A 19839-nucleotide genomic window follows, 5' to 3' on the forward strand; every position below is an offset into this window, starting at 1 on the left:
GGCATGTCCTTGGATGATATTCGCATTGTGCCGACTGCGGTTGGTGGCGGCTTTGGCTCGAAACTTGATCTCACAGTCCATCCCTATGTCGCGCTCGGCGCTCTTGTCACGGGTCGGCCTGTGCGTATGGCGCTCAGCCGCCTTGAAAGTATGGCGACCTCCACGAAACGCCATCCTGGGCGGATTACGATCAAAGGTGGTGTGCGCAAAGATGGTAAGCTTACAGGGCTAAGGTTCGACGGTGATTTTAATACGGGGGCCTATGCGAGCTGGGGGCCAACTGTTGCCAATCGCGTCCCCTTGCACGCGTCCGGCCCTTATCGCATTCCAAACTATCGGGCGCAGTCCAAGGGGATCTACACCCATTGCCCACCTGCCGGTGCCTTTCGTGGTTTTGGAGTCCCTCAATCTGCAATCGCGCAAGAAACTTTGTTTGATGAATTGGCGGCAGCTATCGAGATGGATCCCCTCGATTTCCGAATTTTGAACGCGCTTGATAACAATGTGCCAACGGTGTCTGGCCAGACGTTTGAAAAGGGCGTGGGTGTCAAAGCCTGCTTAGAGGCGCTGCGCGCGGCTTGGCTCGAAGAGCAATCAAATTGCGAGGTTTTCAATGCAGAGTCTCGCTACTTGAAACGTGGCGTTGGATTGGCGGCCGGCTGGTACGGGTGTGGGAACACGTCGATGGCGAACCCTTCGACGATCAAATGTGGATTGCGCGCGGATGGAACGTTGGTTTTGCATCAAGGTGCGGTGGACATCGGCCAAGGCTCCAACACTGTCATTACCCAGATTTTCGCGCAGGCCTTTGGGGTCTCTGTCGAACATGTGCGCCTTTTAGGGGCGGATACTGACATTACGCCAGACGCGGGCAAAACATCTGCGTCGCGGCAAACCTTCGTAACAGGCAATGCGGCTAAGCTTTCGGGTGAAAGCTTGCGCAGACAAGTGCTCGCGTTGGTGAATGCGTCCAAGGACGCACAGATTAAACTTGAAGAGGGTGCTTTGCGCATTGGGGGCGCGCATCAGGTGACGTTGGCGGACATGGACATCGGGGATGATGGCTATGTGATGCGTGCAGTGGCGAGTTATGATCCGCCGACGTCACCATTAGATGAAAACGGCCAAGGCGTGCCTTATGCCCAATTTGGCTATGCGGCGCATTTGGCAGTGGTTGACGTGGACACGCAGCTTGGCACGGTTACGCCGTTGCGCATTGTTGCGGCCCATGATGTGGGATTGGCGATCAATCCGCTGCTTGTCGAAGGGCAGGTGCAGGGCGGCGTCTCGCAAGGTTTGGGCATGGCGCTGATGGAAGAATTTATTCCGGGACGTACAGACAATCTGCATGACTATCTGATCCCGACGATTGGTGATGTGCCGCCCATTGAAACAGTGATTGTAGAAGAGCCAGACGCGCACGGACCTTTCGGTGCAAAGGGGCTGGGCGAGCATGCGCTTATCCCGACCGCGCCCGCAATTCTCAACGCAATACATTTCGCGACGGGCGTGCGTATCCGTCATGTGCCAGCGTTGCCGCACCGTGTGCGCGCCGCTTTGAAGGAGGCAGGATATGCCTGATGATGTTCGCGTGAAGCCAGAAAAAATTCGCTGCGATGCCTGTCCTGTGATGTGTTTCATTGCGGAGGGCAAAGCAGGCGCTTGTGATCGCTATGCCAACCATGCGGGTGAGCTTGTTCGCCTTGATCCGCTTACGGTGATTGAACGCGGCGCACCTGCGGTGGCCTTTCTGGATCAGGACAAAGACGGCTCAGAATGGGATGGTGATGTATTCCAAGGAAGCCGCAATTTTGTGACTGCGGTGGGCGCAGGCACGACCTATCCTGATTACAAACCTGCCCCCTTCATTGTGTCCCAAGACGTGGATGACGTAGATATGATTACCGTCGTCACTGAGGGGATTTTTTCCTACTGCGGCGTCAAAGTGAAGATCGATACAGATCGCTTTATTGGACACGAACAAGCGGCCGTCCGTATCAACGGCGAGCCGATTGGACATGTAACCACCTCTGAATATGGCTCAAAAATGCTGTCTCTTGGCGGCGTTGAACACTTGACGGGCGGCAGCAAAGCAGAAGGGCGCATCACTTGCGATGCATTGCTGAAGCTTTGCAATTGCGAAGCGGTCACAATGCAGATCGATGAGGGCGCTGCGATTACAGTGCAAGCGGGCAAAGCGCCGATCATCGATGGCAAGCCTGAGAAGCTCATGCGGGTTGGGTGTGGCTCTGCCACCATCGGCATGTTTGCCAAACAATGGGAGCCGCATGTGGATGAGGTGATTGTCGTTGATGATCACATCACGGGCGTTTTGAGTGAACATGAAGCAGGTAAGCAACTGGATATGCGCCCCTCTGGGATCAAAATTCAAGGCCGACGCTCTACACCCGGTCGCTATTTTCAGGTGGCTGAGCCAGGTACTGGTTGGGGTGGGACCGACGTCGAAGATCCTTTGAGTGTTCTCAAACCCGCGGATGCGAAAAAGGCTTGGCCGGGCTTGCGCTTGCTCATGGTGTCTACGACGGGTGAGCAATGGGCCTATTATGAGCTCGATGAAAATCTACAGCCGCAACCTGCGGATATCTCTGACGAATTGCGTCTGAGCGCGGATCGGATTGCGGAAAACTGTGAACCTTCGCTCTGCTCTGTTTTGTTCATGGGCGGTGCAGGCGGCAGTCTGCGCGCGGGCGTTACGGACAATCCTGTGCGCTTAACACGCTCTGTCAAAGACGCGCTGACCTATGTCTCTTGCGGTGGAGCAGAGGCCTATGTTTGGCCGGGCGGCGGCATTACCGTGATGGTTGACGTGCTCGATATGCCAAGCAATTCCTTTGGCTATGTGCCAACGCCAGCCTTGGTTGCGCCGATTGAGTTCACCCTGCGCCGCGAGGATTATTCTGCGCTGGGCGGTCATATGGATTATATCCAGACGGCTGATGCTGTCATGGCGGGTGATTTGCGTAAAGTCGCGCCCGCGGTGTCGCAAACTGATCCATACATCGTGCAGCAACAAAAGCGAAACGGGCGCATCTGATGGAGGTCCAAGCGGCGCTTTTGTCTGGAGACAGGCTACATCTTCAACACGGACCGATTGATTTGATCATTGGCGTGGAAGGGGATCGTGCAAAGGCCTTCGCCGCAGCGCGCGCACGTTTGAGCTCAATTCTAGCTGAGTTGATGGATGAGATTGATCTCCTGAAACTTGCGGATGGACCCGCGCCAAAGGGCGTTGTTGCGCGCAAAATGTGGAAGGCCGTGCAAAAGCATCATGGGTTCGTCACACCTATGGCTGGCGTTGCCGGTGCAGTGGCCGAAACTGTTTTAACAGCGATGACAGAGGCGGCTGATCTCAAGCGGGCCTATGTGAACAATGGCGGTGACATTGCGCTGCATTTGACAGGGGATGCCACGTTTTCTGTGGCGATGGCTGGGGTGAACGGCGACGCGCTGGGTAAACTAAAGTTGACTGCGAACGACGCGATCCGCGGTATTGCGACGAGCGGTCAGCGTGGGCGAAGTCTTTCCTTCGGTATCGCAGAGAGCGTTACGACGTTGGCGCAAAGCGCAAGCATGGCTGATGTCGCAGCGACCTTAATCGCGGGCGCTGTGGATTTGCCAGATCATCTTGCAATCAAACGTGTGCCTGCGGAACAAGTACGCGATGAAAGCGATCTTGGCGCGCGCGATGTCGTGACATATGTCGGTTCGCTGAGCAAAGCAGATTGCGCAAATGCGCTAGACGCAGGGTTGCGCACAGCGCGGGCGATGCGAAACAACAAACTTATTCAGGCAGCCAGCTTGCATTTGCGTGGCCAAAGCCGACAAATAGACTTGAACACGAGAAAGGTGCTGGCCCATGCCTGACGTCGAAATTCGCAAAGTCGCGACATTCATCGAAGAAATTTACCACGAAGGTGGCCCCAAAGCGAACGTGCCGCACAAACGCGGCGCGGTGGTTGCGGTTATCGCGAACCCTTACGCGGGGCGCTATGTGGAAGATATCCAACCGTTCATGGAAGATTTGAAACCGCTTGGTTTGCAGATGGGTCAAAAACTGATCGACGCGCTGGGCGGTGATCCGAAACTGATCGAGGGCTATGGAAAAGGCTCTATCGTCGGCGTGAACGGGGAAGCGGAGCACGGCGCGCTTTGGCATGTTCCGGGCGGTTATGCGATGCGTGAATTGCTTGGTGGTGCCAAAGCGATTGTTCCCTCTACAAAGAAAGTCGGCGCAGCAGGCGCGCGTTTGGATGTGCCGATCACACATATCGATGCTTCTTACGTGCGTGGTCATTTCGATGCGATGGAAGTCGGCATGAACGATGCACCGCGCGCCAATGAACTGGCCTTTGTTCTGGTGATGAGCACCGGTGGCCGCATCCATGATCGCATGGGTGGTTTGGCGGCCGCTGATATCAAAGGAGAGGATGGTCTACGATGAGCGCTGACATTCGCAAAATTGCCGTTTGGGTCGAAGAAACACATCGTGAAGCGGGCCGTGAAATCGCGCCCGCTACGCGCAAAGCTGTTGCTGTTGCCGTGATCGCGAACCCGTTTGCAGGCGGATACACCGAAGATTTGACGCCTTTGATGGATATCGGCGCAGAACTGGGCGAAGTGTTGGGCAAACGCTGCGTTGAGGCGCTGGGAATTTCGCCTGCTGATGCGGAAAGCTACGGCAAAGCTGCAATGGTTGGAGAGAACGGTGAGCTCGAACATGCCGCTGCCATTTTGCACCCGAAGCTTGGCGCGCCCCTTCGTAAAGAGGTTGAAAAAGGCGCAGCGCTCGTGCCGTCCTCCAAGAAGATGGGCGGACCAGGACAGGATTTGGATGTTCCGTTGGGCCACAAAGACGCTGCCTATGTGCGATCACATTTCGATGGTGTCGAAGTTCGTATGAATGATGCGCCGCGCGGCAATGAAATCTTGGTCGCTGTTGCGGTGACGGATAGTGGACGTCCACTTCCGCGTGTCGGTGGTCTGACGAACGAAGATGCCATCGGCAAAGACGGCTTGAAATAAGCCGCTTAAAGCTTACTCAAGAGCGCGAGCAAACGGTCGCGCTCTCTTATGCTTAAATTTGATGTTGTCTGCGTTGAAATGTCTTTCGCAATTTCGATCGCTCGTTTCGCAAATTCAGTGCCAGCATCTGTCAAAGAAATGTCTAGACGACGTAAATCCGTCGCGGATGGTGTACTTTTTACCCAACCTTTCGTGCGCAAACGGTCAACAACGCCTTTGGTTGTCGCGGCATCCATTCCGACACGGCGGCCAAGTTGGTTCTGCGACGTAGCCCCATCTGCAAAGAGGCGGGACAGGATCGCAAATTGGGTAGGAGTCGCTTCCGGCATCATGTTCGCGAAGAGCTCTAAATGCTTTTGGTTGGCAAGTCTTAGCTTGAAACCGATCTGATCTTCGAGACGATATTCTTGCATATCGAGATGGGATTGCGCAGGTTTTCCCATTTATCCGCTTTCTTTCTGATTTCGGTTGTAAAATTCGAAAAATTTGTTTGACAACGAACGAGTTTATAGTGCCGAATGAACGCATCTAGCCAATTCTGAAAGGATAGCTCGAAATGTCGTTTGTGCGCAATGCTTGGTATGTCGCTGGCTGGTCGAAAGACTTTGGCGAGGTCCTGAGCGCGATTACGATAACTGAACAGAACATGGTTTTGTTCAGAGCATCTGATGGTGAAATCGTAGCGCTGGAGGATCGCTGCCCGCATCGGCTTTTGCCGCTCTCAAAAGGGAAACGGATCGGCGATACAGTGCAATGTGGCTATCACGGGATGACATTTGGCCGAGATGGAAAATGTGTACGCGTTCCTGGGCAAGAAAATCTACCTGCTTCGGCTTATGTCGATACATTTCCTGTCCATGAAGCCAATGGAATCGTTTGGGTTTGGCCCGGCGAGGCTGAGCTCGCGAGCCAGACACCAGTCTTCGATATGCCTGAGTTTTCAGATCCAAATTGGCATGCGCATCATGGTGACGGATTGCACCTGAAAGCGAACTATTTGAACGTTGCTGAAAACCTTGTGGACCCTGCGCACGTAAGCTTTGTTCATCCGACGACGCTCGGCAGTGCAGCATCGGAAAATGTGCCGGTTCATGTCTCGACCTCGGGCGATACGATCCTTGCTTGGCGATGGATCAAGGATTCACCGCCTGTCGGTTTTTTCCAGAGTTTTGGCGGGTTTGAGGGGCACGTTGATCGCTGGCACTACTATCATCTTCATATGCCAAGCACAGCTGTTATCGATTTTGGGAGCGCAGCTGTCGAGGCGAACCTAAGTGAAGAAGAGCGCGATAAAGGTGTGCGCATCTTTGCCCTTCATTTTGTGACGCCCGTCACCCAAGACTATACGATTGATCATTGGATGCATTTGCGTAATACCGCAGTGGGTGACGCTACGGCATCTGAGCAAATGGATGCCATGTTCAGGATCGCGTTTGCGGAAGATAAAGAAGTTTTAGAAGCAATCCATCTAGAAGAGCAGCGACCACAAAAGCGCAAGCCAATTAGAATTGCTATCGACAAAGGGCCCAACGTGTATCGCAAACGAATTCGCGACCTTGTCGAGGCCGAGGCAACAGAAGATTTAGGCGAGCCACTTCACCCGACGTTTGTACAACACGATTGACGTTGTCAAAGTTGGACCATCAACAGAGGAAGTATCATGAAACGTAAAACATTTTTGAAAAGTCTTGTAGGAGCAGCGGCGATTGCTGCTGTAGGTCTGCCAGCCTTTGCTGAAGACGCGATTAAAATTGGTGAAATCAACCACTACAAACGCCTTGCCGCCTTTGCTGGCCCTTACAAACTGGGCATTGAATTGGCACTAGAAGAAGTCAACGCCGCGGGTGGTGTTTTAGGTAAGCCGCTGGAATTCATTTTCCGCGATGACCAAGGTAAGCCGGGCGAAGCGGTTAAAATCGCTGAAGAATTGATGACGCGTGAGGGCGCGGTCATGTTGACTGGCACGATTTTGTCGAACGTTGGCCTCGCGATTTCGTCGCTCGCAGCAGAAAAGAAATACGTCTACCTCGCCTCAGAGCCTCTGGCGGATGCGATCACATGGTCAAAGGGCAACGATTATACGTTCCGTCTGCGGTCTTCGACCTACATGCAAGCGGCGATGCTCGCGGAAGAAGCGGCTAAAACAGACGCAATCCGTTACGCAACAATCGCGCCAAACTATGCTTACGGCAAAGATGCAGTCGCGGCCTTTAAAAAGGCTTTGACGAAGCTGAAGCCAGACGTCGAATTCGTAGCTGAGCAGTGGCCTGCGCTTTTCAAAATCGATGCGGGTGCTGAGGCACAAGCCATTGAACGCGCAAAACCTGATGCGATCTACAACGTGACCTTCGGTGGTGACTTGGCCAAGTTCGTGCGTGAAGGCGGAACACGTGGTCTCTTTGAAGGTCGCAATGTGTATGGTCTGCTGTCTGGTGAGCCAGAGTATCTCGATCCACTTGGCGATGAAGCGCCAGAAGGTTGGACCGTCACAGGTTACCCATGGGCTGAAATCACGGATGAAGCGGGCAAAGGTTTCGTTGACACCTACATGGCGCGTTACGACGATCACCCACGTATCGGTTCACTCGTCGGTTATATGACGGTGCAATCTGTTGTGGCAGTTCTGGAAAAAGCAGGCTCCACCGATAGCGAAGCGATCCGCGCAGCCTTCTCTGATCTGCCGGTCAGCACACCGGTTGGCGACATCGTCTTCCGTTCGCAAGATCACCAAGCGACAATGGGCGCTTATGTCGGTCAAGTTGCGTTGAAAGACGGCAAAGGCACGATGGTTGATTGGGTCTACAAAGACGGCGCTGACTACACGCTGTCCGATGAAGAAGTTATGAAGCTTCGTGGTTCAGGTAACTAAGAACACCTGCTTCTTCTGATATCGACATACGGCTCGCGTGCGCGCGGGTCGTATCCATCTTCCTTACAATTTTGATGACAGGAGCAGACCATGGGTCTCTTCATCGCACAAATCCTGACCGGTTTGGCCAACGCGAGTGCGCTGTTTATGGTGGCGTCAGGACTATCGCTGATCTTTGGCGTGACGCGCATTGTGAACTTTGCACATGGCTCTTTTTACATGCTTGGCGCCTATGTTGGATATTCCTTCATGCAGGTTTTGCCCGGCGCGTGGGGCTTCTGGACATCAATTCTTCTTGCTGGCCTGATTGTCGGCATAATTGGCATTATCGTTGAAATTCTGGTTCTGCGGCCTGTCTACAAGGCGCCTGAACTGTTTCAATTGGTCGCGACCTTCGGGGTCATTCTTGTGATCCAAGATTTGGCACTGCTCGTGTGGGGCGCAGATGATGTGCTCGGACCACGTGCGCCGGGTCTTAAGGGCATTGTTCGGATCATGGGCGAGCCTGTGCCCCAATATGATCTCGCGCTGATCGCGCTGACGCCTTTTGTTGCCGTCGCTTTGTGGTGGCTGATCACCAAGACCCGCACAGGCATTTTGGTGCGCGCTGCCACGCAAGACCGCGAAATGGTGGGCGCTTTGGGTGTGAATCAAGCATGGTTGTTCACAGGTGTTTTCTTCCTCGGCTGCGCGCTTGCAGGTCTTGGCGGAGCGGTTCAATTGCCCAAGGGCGGCGCAGATTTGTTGATGGATTTTAACATTCTGAGCGCGATCTTCGTGGTCGTCGTGATCGGCGGCATGGGCTCATTGCCCGGGGCCTATGTGGCGGCAGTTCTTATCTCTGTTCTCAACGTATTCGGGGTAAACTATCTTCCGCAATCAACGCTGGCGTTGATGTTTGTTGTCATGGTCGTCGTTCTCATCTTCCGCCCTTTCGGTCTGTTTGGGCGCGAGGAAGTCGCAGGCGAGCATGGTCAGGTGGGTGAACCTGAGCGCCCGATCAAACCCGCGGGACAAACCGCGCGCATGATCGTCATGGTCGGATTGGTGGCGCTTGGTCTTTTGCCGTTGGTTGGCGATAGCTTCATCCAAGTTCTCATCACCGACATTGCGATTTTCTGTCTTTTTGCTGCATCACTGCATTTCTTGCTTGGCCTTGGCGGGCTCGTCTCCTTTGGCCATGCCGCTTACTTTGGCGGTGGTGCATATGCGGCGGCGTTGCTCGTCACCTATGCGGGAACGCCCATGGAGCTGGCGCTCATCCTCGCACCTTTGGCGGCGGGATTGACGGCAATCATCTTCGGTTGGGTCTGTTTACGCCTCACTGGTGTTTATTTTGCGATGCTCACGCTCGCCTTTGCGCAGCTGCTTTGGTCACTCGTTTTCCAGTGGGGCGAATTCACTGGCGGTGATGATGGTCTGGTGGATATTTGGCCGTCTGAATGGGCATCTGGAACAACGACCTTCTATTACCTCGCTTTGGTGCTCTGTATCGGTGGTATCATCATGCTACGGCACACGGCGCATTCGCCCTTTGGCTATGCCCTGCGCGCTGCACGCGACAGTCAGCGCCAAGCCGAAGCGACAGGTATCGATACCAAGCACGTACAATGGGTCGCTTTCGGCTTTGCGGGTGCAATGGCGGGAATTGCTGGGGGGCTATTCGTTTTCTCCAAGGGGTCAATCTTCCCGAACGAGCTGGAAATCGCACGTAGCTTTGACGCCTTGATCGTAGTCTTCTTGGGCGGTGTGAAAACACTGGCGGGCGGCGTGGTTGGCGGCGCGGCCTTGGAAGGCGCGAAGGATTACATCACGCGCTTTGAATACTGGCGTTTGCTGTTGGGTCTTTTGATCATCTTCGTCGTGATCTTGGCCCCTGATGGCATCGCGGGCACAGCGCGCAAGGTGGCAGAGCGCATCGGCTTGATGAAGCGGGAGGATCAGGCATGAGCGCGGTTCTTGAAGTAAAAGGTCTCAGCAAAGCCTTTGGCGCGATCCAAGCTGTGGATGATGTGTCGTTTTCCTTGCAAAAGGGCGAGCTGCTGGCGCTGATTGGTCCAAACGGCGCGGGTAAAAGCACCTGTTTCAACATGCTCATGGGCCAGTTGAAAAAGAGCGCGGGCACGGTGACGCTCAACGGCAAGAACATTGGCGGTATGAAACCACGTCAAATCTGGCGACTTGGGGTAGGGCGCACGTTTCAAATCACAGGGACTTATGCGTCCATGACGGTGATCGAGAACGTTCAAATGGCGCTGATTTCGCACCATCGCAAAACCTACTCCTTCACCAAACGCGCCCATGAAATGTACCGCGATACGGCGATGGAGCTTCTTGATCTTGTCGGCATGGCGGATCAGTCGGAACGCCATTGCGCGGTTTTGGCCTACGGTGATTTGAAACGTCTGGAATTGGCGATTGCCTTGGTGCATGAGCCAACCTTGCTGTTGATGGATGAACCGACAGCTGGCATGGCCCCTGCGGAGCGCATAGCGCTGATGCAATTGACTGCCGACATTGTTGAAAGCCGCGGCGTGAGCGTGCTGTTCACAGAGCATGATATGGACGTCGTTTTTGCCCATGCGCACCGCGTCATGGTTCTTAACCGTGGGCAATTGATCGCCAACGGGTCGGTCGAAGAAATCCGCAACGATGATCGCGTTCGCGAAGTTTATCTCGGGGGCGGAACGCTCTTTAAACACGACGGGGAGAGCGCCAATGCTTGAGATCAAAGGCGTAAACAGCTTCTACGGCAAGGCGCATGTCCTGAATGACTTGAGCTTTGGAGTTGAACGCGGACAGGTCGTCGCTTTGCTCGGGCGCAACGGTGCGGGCAAAACGACCACGATGAAATCTGTGATGCAATTGGTTGTGCCTCAAACCGGCAGCGTGACTTATCAAGATCAGACCATTACCCGATTGCAGCCCCATAAAGTTGCTAAGATGGGCATCGGCTATGTTCCCGAGGAACGCCGCATCTTTACCGACCTTACCGTCGTAGAAAACCTTGAAGTGGGTCGCCAACCTGCGCGCGAGGGCACGGTGACGTGGAACGAAGACATGCTCTTTGACATGTTCCCAAACCTTGCAGAGCGGCGCAGCAATCGCGGCAAAGAGCTTTCAGGCGGCGAGCAACAAATGCTGACCATCGCGCGCACCTTGATGGGCAATCCGAGCCTGATTTTGCTTGATGAGCCGTCAGAGGGCATCGCGCCTGTGATCGTTGAGGAGATGGCAAGGGTGATCCTTAAGCTCAAAGATGAGGGGCTGACGGTCCTGCTGTCCGAGCAGAACCTGCATTTCGCGCAGGCAGTCGCGGATCATGTTGTGATTATCGAAAGCGGCACGGCCAAATACCAAGGCACAATGTCTGAGCTGCAAGCAAATCCAGACATTCGAGACACTTACCTTTCGGTCTGAGGCGGCGATTCTCTCGCGATTTATTTTGCAATGCTAATCTTTGCGGACAATCAATCGATTTGGCGCTCAATGTTTCCTTTTAGCTGTCGCAAAACATGGCGGGCTCCTTTTCGAGGTTTAAAAGTCGGTAAAACGGCTACAACATCTTGAATTGACGCGAATATCACTCAATAATTGCAATCTTCAATTGTGAGAGATTTTAAGATGTGGATTTTAGCGATTATGGCGACACTATTCTTGGGAATGGTGTTGGACACTGGTTCTGAGACTTCGGACGATGCAGAGGAAGAGGGCCAAGATGTACCTGATCAAGAGCCTAGCCAAACAAATGATGAAATAGACGACGCCGCAAGCGAAGAGGAAAACACCTCAATCGAGGACAGTTTACGCGCTTTCGGTGTGACATCGGACGAAGAGGTCACCGGAACTGACGACGCTGATGTCTTCTTTCTAGAGCCCGACCCAGAAGAGGTTGAGAGCAGTTATGGGCGGATTGTTGTCTCGAACGCGACCGTGGAAGGTGGCGCAGGAGATGACATCATGTTTCTCCACAAGACCGGCGCGGTGTTTAGCTACGGTGGCGGAAGCATTTCCGGAGGCGATGGCGATGATTCGATCTTGGTATCTGGTGTCGATGTCTTAATTGATGGTGGCGCAGGCAATGATGTTATTGAAACACCGGCCGATGGCAGAATTTGGTCGTCTACGATTTTGGGCGGTGAAGGCGATGACCAAATCGATGTTAGTTTCCAAGATGGTGACGGATTTGGCTTAATCGACGGCGGAGCTGGAAATGATTACATTGATGTAAGGGATTCAAGCAACGGTAATGTCATTCCATTGGGCGGAGAAGGGAATGATACAATTCATGTTGGCGACGATCTTCATTGGGGAGGTACAGGCTATACAACTGGCGGAAACGGCGGAGCAGGCGATGATGTTCTGATCCAAGATTTGAATATCCGTGAGTTGCTAGAACCTCTCAGCAGTTGGACCAATCCAATGGTCATGACTGGGGGCGAGGGTGCAGATACATTCCAATTAACCACAGTTACCAGCAGTGGGGCATATGAAAGCGACTCGGAAGTTCGTTCGACCGAAGCGATGCGGGTAACGGACTTTGAAGTTGGTATTGATATGATCGTCTTCGATTTATCATCTGCTACAAGCGGCGTTTACAGCGTAAACGAAGCGGAGATGAGTGAAGATGCAACGACAGGTCAGACAACAATTTCTGTTTTACTCGAGAGCGATAACGCGACGGACCAAGAATTGATCATTACGGTAAACGCAACAGGACTGACTTGGGATGATGTGAGTTTTGTCGGTGCAACCCCAACGCTTGACCCTGTTCCTGTCTAAGATTTTCGAGCCGCTTTCGAGAGTTAGGCCAAAATTCGCCGAGCGTTCACGATTTTCTGATCGGGTCTTTAACCGTTCCAGCGGGTACCTATCTCAGTTGCACAGAGACGCGCATATTGGAACATTGCGTTGTCCCCCAACTGTCCCTCGTTCCACACTCGCGCCCCGGGAAGTCCCTCCCGAGGGCGCATTTTTCTTTCCAAGCCCCAAGAAATTTATCATGAAGAGATATGAGCTATTCAGATAAATATCTTCGCGACATCCTTAACCGCACCAAAGTTGTGGCTGTTGTCGGCGTTTCGTCGAACCCTGTTCGGCCTAGCTACTACGTCGCGCGTTACCTCAAGCTAAAGGGATATACGGTCATTCCGGTAAACCCTGTGTATGAGGGCCAAGAACTCTTTGGGCAAAAGGTCCGTGCGTCGCTTGAGGATATTACCGAACCTGTCGATATGGTAGATATTTTTCGCCGCTCCGAGGCGGTGCCAGAAATCGTTGATGAAGCCTTAGAGCATTTACCGCAGCTCAAGACGATTTGGATGCAGATTGGCGTGGAACATGCAGAGGCCGCGGCAAAAGCCGAAGCGGCAGGCATTGATGTCATCCAGAACCGATGCCCGAAAATCGAATATCAGCGACTTTTTGGAGAGCTGCGCATGGGGGGTTTTGCAACTGGGGTCATTTCCTCTAAGCTATAATTTGCCAAAATTCGTCATTTTTTCCCCCTAAATGGCGAATTGCACAGATTTGGCGTCACTGTTCATTGAAGATCAGTGCGATGTATCTATTTTAAGTCGAGCATCGCCGTGCTAGGGCACGCGACAAAGTTATATCAAGGAGAGTGTCGTTGGGTAACGCACGCAACATCGCCTTTTGGGTCGTTCTATTTCTGCTGATACTGGCACTATTCAACCTATTCAGCGGCAACAACGCTTCAATGCAGAGCCGCGAAATCGGCTATTCTGAGTTCGTCTCATCCGTAAACAGCGGAAATGTCACCAATGTGACACTCGATGGCGAGCGCATTCGTTTCCGTGGATCGGATGGCAGCGACTATGTAACGATCAAGCCGACAGACGCGAATGTTTCTGACTTCCTGATCGAACAAAACGTCACTGTCCGTGCAGAGCAGCAGGAACAGTCCGGTTTCCAGACCTTCGTTCTCTCGCTTTTGCCATTCTTGTTGTTGATCGGTGTTTGGGTCTACTTCATGAACCGTATGCAAGGCGGCGGAAAGGGCGGCGCGATGGGCTTTGGCAAGTCCAAGGCCAAAATGCTCACCGAAAAGCAGGGACGTGTCACGTTTGATGACGTTGCTGGTATTGATGAAGCCAAAGAAGAGCTCGAAGAGATCGTTGAGTTTCTGCGTAACCCACAGAAATACTCCCGCCTTGGCGGTACGATCCCGAAAGGCGCGCTGCTTGTTGGCCCTCCAGGTACTGGTAAAACACTTCTTGCCCGCGCAATTGCTGGTGAGGCAGGTGTGCCATTCTTCACTATTTCCGGTTCTGACTTTGTAGAAATGTTCGTTGGTGTCGGTGCATCCCGTGTCCGCGATATGTTCGAGCAAGCGAAAAAGAATGCGCCATGCATCGTGTTCATCGATGAAATCGACGCCGTTGGTCGCCATCGTGGCGCTGGCTATGGCGGTGGCAACGACGAGCGTGAGCAAACGTTGAACCAATTGCTGGTTGAGATGGATGGTTTTGAAGCCAATGAAGGCGTGATCATTATCGCCGCGACCAACCGTCGTGACGTGCTTGATCCTGCGCTTCTGCGCCCTGGTCGTTTTGACCGTCAGGTCACTGTTCCGAACCCAGATATCAAAGGCCGTGAGAAAATTCTCAACGTACACGCCCGGAAGAGCCCACTTGGCCCAGATGCCGACATGCGCATTATCGCGCGCGGTACACCTGGTTTCTCAGGTGCCGATCTTGCCAACCTCGTGAACGAGGCGGCGCTTATGGCCGCACGTGTCGGCCGTCGTTTCGTAACGATGGAAGATTTCGAGCAAGCGAAAGATAAGGTCATGATGGGCGCAGAACGTCGCTCCATGGTTCTGACGCAAGATCAAAAAGAAAAGACGGCTTACCACGAAGCAGGTCACGCCGTTGTTGGTCTGGCATTGCCGCAGTGTGATCCGGTCTACAAAGCGACGATTATTCCACGTGGTGGCGCGTTGGGCATGGTTGTGTCCCTGCCAGAGATCGACCGCCTGAACTGGCATCGTTCTGAGTGCGAAGAAAAGATGGCAATGACCATGGCCGGTAAAGCGGCTGAGATCATCAAATACGGCGCTGATAACGTGTCCAACGGTCCTGCTGGCGATATTCAGCAAGCCTCTGGTTTGGCGCGCGCTATGGTTCTGCGCTGGGGCATGTCCGATAAAGTCGGTAACATTGACTATGAGCAAGCGCATGAAGGCTACAATGGCAACGGCGCTGGTGGTTTCTCAATTTCGGCAGCGACGAAAGAGCTGATCGAAGGTGAAGTGAAACGCATGATCGACGAAGCCTACGAAACAGCGCACCGCATTCTGACTGAAAAGAATGAAGAGTGGGAGCGCCTCGCGCAGGGTCTTCTGGAGTATGAAACGCTTACAGGCGACGAGATCAAGCGCGTGATGAACGGCGAAGCACCGAACGCTGGTTCTGATGAGGATGATACACCTGATCAAGGCAATGCACCTAGCGTGACAGCCATTCCAAAGACCAAGCCTCGGTCCAAGCCATCCGGTGGGATGGAACCTGAACCAACAGCTTAAACCTCTAAAACCCCGGCCAAGCGCCGGGGTTTTTCATTTGGCGTCGTTGCATAGAATTGCGTGATTGTATCGATCACAATTTCTGGATTGATTACGATGCTTTGATAGGTCACCCATACCGTAGGTGAATTCGGAGACTCTATCATGCCAGCCCTAAAACCCACTGAGTACTACGCAACTGTGAACTGGCTGGGGTCGGTCGAAGACAGCTCGGTTAATCTGACGTCGCAAGCGTTGGACAGCATGACTGTCACATTTTCCGGATACGATCCTGAATATCATTCTGGCCTCACACGACCGTCTTGCAGCCGCGTGATCCAACAGTATCCGCGCGACACAAAAATCCGCAACAGCCGTCAGCTTTCAATCGTTTCACAAGAGGAACTGGACCTTATTGCTGAGACGATGGGGCTAGAGACCCTCGCGCCGCGCCTCATTGGTGCATCGGTCGTGATCGAGGGTATTCCAGACTGGAGCCACGTCCCCCCGTCATCGCGCCTTATTGGAGAGGGTGGACCGGGCCTCGTTATTGATATGGAAAATCGGCCCTGCCATTTGCCCGCGCCCTTCATAGATGCTGAAAACCCAGGTCTCGGCAGAGGGTTCAAAGCCGCAGCAAAGGGACGCCGCGGCGTTACGGCTTCTGTGGAACAGGTGGGCACATTGAAGTTGGGCATGAAGCTTCGGCTTCATATTCCTGATCAACCCCTTTGGTCAGAGCTGAGTTAAGCCTTAAACACGAGCGCGGCATATTGTGTCGTGCGGCAGTTTGCCCAGCGGATACGCTTGATTGCGGCTCAAAACCCTTATCTACATCTGTATAGCTTTTGATAAGGTCGAGGAGAGCCACATGAGTTTGAAATATGCAGCACTGATCGCAGCAACTGTTTTTGCAGCGCCTGCCTTTGCAGAGGGCGACGCGGCCAAAGGTGAAAAGACATTCAAGAAGTGCAAGTCTTGCCACATGATCAAAAATGGTGACGACATCATCGTAAAGGGCGGCAAAACCGGTCCAAACCTCTATGGTGTAATCGGTCGTACAGCTGGTACGGTTGAAGGCTACAAATACGGTAAATCCATTGTGGACGCGGGCGAGCAAGGCCTCGTGTGGGATGCAGAAAGCGTCGCTGCATTTACAGCTGACCCAAAGGGTTATCTGAAAGAGGTTTTGGATGATTCCAAAGCAAAGTCCAAAATGTCGTTCCGCCTGAAAAAAGGTGCAGAGGACGTTGTGGCCTATCTTGAATCCGTCGTTGAGTAACTAAGCTCAGGCCTCTGAGTCACAGATTCAGGCAATGACGAAGCTGTGACTGGATAGACAAGGGTGAGGCGGTAAGTTGCAGGTATGAAATCGATTCTCATAGCCCTGCTCTTCGCCGCCTCAGCCGTTTCAGCACAAAGCCCGAGCGGGCGAACGTGCCATGAAGCCGTCCCATGTCCTTTGGGCGAAAGATCCTATCATGTAAAAGAACCCGATGGTTGGGATGGTGTCACGCCGCTCCCCGTTTTGTTTCATTTTCATGGGTGGGCACGGCAGGGGTCATTGATTGTAAACCATGATCGCATCAGCGGCGCGACACGTCGCCGGAATGTGCTGCTGGTTGCGCCGAATGGGTTGAATGAATCTTGGAGTTTTCGTCGCGCAGGGTCGCCCGATACAACGTTTGCACGGGAGGTGATTGACGATGTGAAGGCGCGCTATCCGGTACGCGCGGACCAAATTTTCGTATCAGGCTATTCTTGGGGCGCGAACATGGCTTGGCGATTTGCCTGCGAGGATGCCAATGGGATCGCCGCTTTGCTCGCGATTGCAGGTACGTTGGATCAAGATGAAGAGTGCACAACCGCGCCTGCTGAAGTGCGGCAGGTTTATGGGCTGAACGATCAGGTGTTGCCATTCCCGATGGGGCCTAATGGCGATCAAAATTATCCCGTTCAAATCTGGCGTAACGCGTATAAATGCGGCGCAGGCGAAGCGCTTGGACCTTGGCAACAGGTTTCCTTTTTGACCCTAGAGCGAACAGTTTGGGAAACCTGCGCAACAGGGCGCGTCACTTTGGATTTGCACCCTGGCGGGCACTTTATACCCCACGGCTGGATCGCGCGTCAGCTTGACGAACTTCTGGGGCTAGAGCCGTCCTATCCCTAAACGGTACCTCTGAGAATCGATTTTGAAGCACGACGTCGCATTCGAATGCCGTGAAGTCGCTTGTGTATTTCGGTTCAATTTAGTGTTTCCAAAGCGAAACTTGCACAGGCTTTGCCATGCTGAAATTCCGTTTTTACGGCAAATTATGTCTTAAATGAGTGATCGACCGCCTGCCTATTTCGTAGGTGTTGCTCAAGCAAGGCATAAGTTGTGCCGTTTCGGGAGGATGCTCATGGCGCTTGATGATCGCAAAGGCGTTTGGAAATCTGGTAAAGGCAAGGGGCGCCATACGCCCAAAGGTCGTCAGCTAGAGGACAACGCTTGGGATGATGTTCGCAACCTCCTCGGCGATCAACCGTGCCGTCGCGATCTTCTGATTGAGTACCTGCATCTGCTCCAAGACACCTATGGTCATCTGAGCGCGGCGCATCTGCGCGCGCTGGCCGAAGAGCTGCGCATTTCAATGGCAGAGGTTTATGAGGTCGCGACCTTCTATGCGCATTTCGATGTGGTCAAAGAGGGCGAAACACCGCCGCCAGCATTGACGATCCGCGTTTGCGATTCCTTGTCCTGCGAACTGGCTGGCGCGGAAGCTTTGAAATCCGCTTTGGAAAGCGGGCTTGACGCCGCCGAGGTGCGCGTTTTGCGTGCGCCATGTATGGGACGCTGTGACACTGCGCCTGTGTTGGAGCTGGGCCATCACCATATTGACCATGCAACACCCGAGAAGGTGAATGCGGCCATCGCGGCAGGACATACGCATGCTGATATCCCTGATTATGAGGATTTCGCCGCTTACGAGGCTTTGGGTGGTTATGCGTCGCTTAAAGCCCTGCGCGAGAAGGGTGATTGGGAGCAGGTGCAAGAAACCGTTTTAGACGCGGGGCTTCGTGGTCTTGGCGGCGCTGGATTTCCATCTGGTAAGAAATGGGGCTTTGTGCGTGCGAACGAGGGTACACGTTATCTCGCTGTGAACGGCGATGAGGGTGAACCGGGTACGTTCAAAGATCGCTACTATCTAGAGCGCACACCGCATCTGTTTCTTGAGGGCATGCTGATCGCGGCGTGGGCTGTCGAGGCTGAAACTTGCTTCATCTATATGCGCGATGAATATCCTGCGGTTCTGCATATTCTAGCGCAAGAGATTGCTAAGTTGGAAGAGGCGGGCCTTGTCGAAAAGGGTTACATTGATCTGCGTCGCGGCGCAGGCGCGTATATCTGCGGCGAAGAAAGCGCGATGATCGAGAGCATCGAGGGCAAACGCGGTATTCCGCGTCACCGCCCTCCTTACGTGGCGCAGGTGGGTATCTTCAACAAACCGACACTGGTGCACAACATTGAAACACTGCTGTGGGTCGCGCGCATTGTACGTGAAGGGCCAGAAGTTCTGTCCAGCACAGAAAAGAATGGGCGCAAAGGTCTGCGCAGTTATTCCATTTCGGGCCGCGTTCAAAACCCCGGCGTGCATCTTTTGCCTGCTGGCTCAACGATCATGGATTTGATCGAGGCGGCTGGCGGCATGTTGGAGGGGCATACCTTCAAAGCCTATCAACCAGGTGGTCCGTCGGCAGGGTTGTTACCTGCGTCCATCAACGATGTTCCAATGGATTTTGACACGCTTCAACCGTTAGGCACCTTTATTGGCTCGGCCGCTGTTGTGATCCTTTCGGACAAAGACAGCGCGCGCGGGGCGGCGCTTAATATGTTGCGCTTTTTCGAGGATGAGAGCTGCGGTCAATGTACGCCTTGCCGCGTTGGCTGCGAGAAGGCGGTTAAACTGATGCAGGCCGATAAATGGGATCAACCGCTGCTCGAAGAGCTATGCACAGCTATGGGCGATGCGTCCATCTGTGGTCTTGGTCAAGCAGCGCCAAATCCCATTCGAATGACCATGAAACACTTTGCGGATGAAGTATGATGAGTAGCGCGGTCGCAACTGTCCAAATCGATGACGAACGTGTTCGTGTAACTGAATGGGCGTTCGAGCCGGGCACAGAGACAGGATTTCATGTGCACGGCATGGACTATGTGGTCCTCCCGATGACGTCAGGTGCGCTCACGATTGTTGATGCAGATGGCAATGAAACTGTCAGCGAATTGATCGCTGGCGTCGCCTATTCAAGCACCTCAGGCGTTGCGCACAACGTGATCAACCGGTCCAATCAGAAAATTGTCTTTGTGGAAGTGGAGCATAAATCATGAGCGATCAGATCACATTCACGCTCGATGGTG

General features: G+C 53.5%; 19 protein-coding genes. 18 read left to right on the forward strand and 1 reads right to left on the reverse strand.

Annotation, left to right across the window (positions count from 1 at the left end; translation table 11 throughout):
- From ABJQ89_RS18210 to ABJQ89_RS18230, 5 genes are all read left to right on the forward strand, one after another.
- Positions 1-1581 (forward strand): molybdopterin cofactor-binding domain-containing protein (locus ABJQ89_RS18210; protein ID WP_348497574.1); only part of this gene is annotated, 1581 nt, incomplete at its 5' end.
- Entirely contained in the window at positions 1574-3055 is a 1482-nt protein-coding gene (locus ABJQ89_RS18215; protein WP_348497575.1) for a 6-hydroxynicotinate reductase, read from the forward strand. The genes ABJQ89_RS18210 and ABJQ89_RS18215, both read left to right, overlap by 8 nt.
- Entirely contained in the window at positions 3055-3885 is an 831-nt protein-coding gene (locus tag ABJQ89_RS18220) for a UPF0280 family protein (protein ID WP_348497576.1), read from the forward strand. The genes ABJQ89_RS18215 and ABJQ89_RS18220 overlap by 1 nt, the downstream gene beginning before the upstream one ends.
- On the forward strand, positions 3878-4462 hold the full coding sequence (locus ABJQ89_RS18225) for an amino acid synthesis family protein (protein WP_348497577.1): 585 nt from the start codon (positions 3878-3880) through the stop codon (positions 4460-4462). The genes ABJQ89_RS18220 and ABJQ89_RS18225 overlap by 8 nt, the downstream gene beginning before the upstream one ends.
- On the forward strand, positions 4459-5043 hold the full coding sequence (locus ABJQ89_RS18230) for an amino acid synthesis family protein (RefSeq protein ID WP_348497578.1): 585 nt from the start codon (positions 4459-4461) through the stop codon (positions 5041-5043). Before ABJQ89_RS18225 ends, ABJQ89_RS18230 begins: the two co-directional genes overlap by 4 nt.
- Positions 5044-5048: 5 nt before the next feature.
- Here ABJQ89_RS18230 and ABJQ89_RS18235 read toward each other — a convergent pair whose 3' ends face one another.
- Positions 5049-5486, reverse strand: a complete 438-nt coding sequence (locus tag ABJQ89_RS18235) for a MarR family transcriptional regulator (protein ID WP_348497579.1) — start codon at positions 5484-5486, stop codon at positions 5049-5051.
- A gap of 113 nt (positions 5487-5599) precedes the next feature.
- Here ABJQ89_RS18235 and ABJQ89_RS18240 point away from each other — a divergent pair, with 113 nt between their 5' ends.
- The 13 genes from ABJQ89_RS18240 (at position 5600) to ABJQ89_RS18300 (ending at position 19809) form a co-directional block, all read left to right on the forward strand.
- Positions 5600-6667 (forward strand): aromatic ring-hydroxylating dioxygenase subunit alpha, encoded by a 1068-nt coding sequence (locus ABJQ89_RS18240; RefSeq protein WP_348497580.1) that lies wholly within the window; start codon positions 5600-5602, stop codon positions 6665-6667.
- A 36-nt stretch (positions 6668-6703) separates the two neighbouring features.
- Entirely contained in the window at positions 6704-7912 is a 1209-nt protein-coding gene (locus tag ABJQ89_RS18245; RefSeq protein ID WP_348497581.1) for an ABC transporter substrate-binding protein, read from the forward strand.
- A gap of 90 nt (positions 7913-8002) precedes the next feature.
- On the forward strand, positions 8003-9862 hold the full coding sequence (locus tag ABJQ89_RS18250) for an ABC transporter permease (protein WP_348497582.1): 1860 nt from the start codon (positions 8003-8005) through the stop codon (positions 9860-9862).
- Positions 9859-10638 (forward strand): ABC transporter ATP-binding protein, encoded by a 780-nt coding sequence (locus tag ABJQ89_RS18255; RefSeq protein ID WP_348497583.1) that lies wholly within the window; start codon positions 9859-9861, stop codon positions 10636-10638. Before ABJQ89_RS18250 ends, ABJQ89_RS18255 begins: the two co-directional genes overlap by 4 nt.
- A complete protein-coding gene (locus ABJQ89_RS18260) occupies positions 10631-11332 on the forward strand; it encodes an ABC transporter ATP-binding protein (protein WP_348497584.1) in 702 nt (233 codons plus the stop codon). The genes ABJQ89_RS18255 and ABJQ89_RS18260 overlap by 8 nt, the downstream gene beginning before the upstream one ends.
- A 222-nt stretch (positions 11333-11554) precedes the next feature.
- Positions 11555-12694, forward strand: a complete 1140-nt coding sequence (locus ABJQ89_RS18265; RefSeq protein ID WP_348497585.1) for a hypothetical protein — start codon at positions 11555-11557, stop codon at positions 12692-12694.
- A gap of 230 nt (positions 12695-12924) precedes the next feature.
- Positions 12925-13392, forward strand: coding sequence for a CoA-binding protein (locus ABJQ89_RS18270; RefSeq protein WP_348497586.1), 468 nt, complete (start codon positions 12925-12927; stop codon positions 13390-13392).
- A gap of 149 nt (positions 13393-13541) precedes the next feature.
- A complete protein-coding gene (gene ftsH, locus ABJQ89_RS18275) occupies positions 13542-15458 on the forward strand; it encodes an ATP-dependent zinc metalloprotease FtsH (RefSeq protein ID WP_348497587.1) in 1917 nt (638 codons plus the stop codon).
- Between the two features lie 144 nt (positions 15459-15602).
- Entirely contained in the window at positions 15603-16187 is a 585-nt protein-coding gene (locus tag ABJQ89_RS18280; protein WP_348497588.1) for an MOSC domain-containing protein, read from the forward strand.
- 121 nt (positions 16188-16308) lie between these two features.
- Positions 16309-16719 carry a cytochrome C gene (locus ABJQ89_RS18285; RefSeq protein ID WP_348497589.1) on the forward strand — a complete coding sequence of 137 codons (411 nt, stop codon included), beginning with the start codon at positions 16309-16311 and terminating at the stop codon, positions 16717-16719.
- Positions 16720-16803: 84 nt separating this feature from the next.
- Positions 16804-17607 (forward strand): polyhydroxybutyrate depolymerase, encoded by an 804-nt coding sequence (locus tag ABJQ89_RS18290; protein ID WP_348497590.1) that lies wholly within the window; start codon positions 16804-16806, stop codon positions 17605-17607.
- A gap of 232 nt (positions 17608-17839) precedes the next feature.
- Positions 17840-19525 carry an NAD(P)H-dependent oxidoreductase subunit E gene (locus ABJQ89_RS18295; protein WP_348497591.1) on the forward strand — a complete coding sequence of 562 codons (1686 nt, stop codon included), beginning with the start codon at positions 17840-17842 and terminating at the stop codon, positions 19523-19525.
- Positions 19525-19809 (forward strand): cupin domain-containing protein, encoded by a 285-nt coding sequence (locus ABJQ89_RS18300; protein ID WP_348497592.1) that lies wholly within the window; start codon positions 19525-19527, stop codon positions 19807-19809. The genes ABJQ89_RS18295 and ABJQ89_RS18300 overlap by 1 nt, the downstream gene beginning before the upstream one ends.
- Positions 19810-19839: the final 30 nt, after the last annotated feature.

The sequence above is a fragment of the Planktotalea sp. genome (assembly GCF_039984035.1).
Classification (GTDB): Bacteria; Pseudomonadota; Alphaproteobacteria; order Rhodobacterales; family Rhodobacteraceae; genus Planktotalea.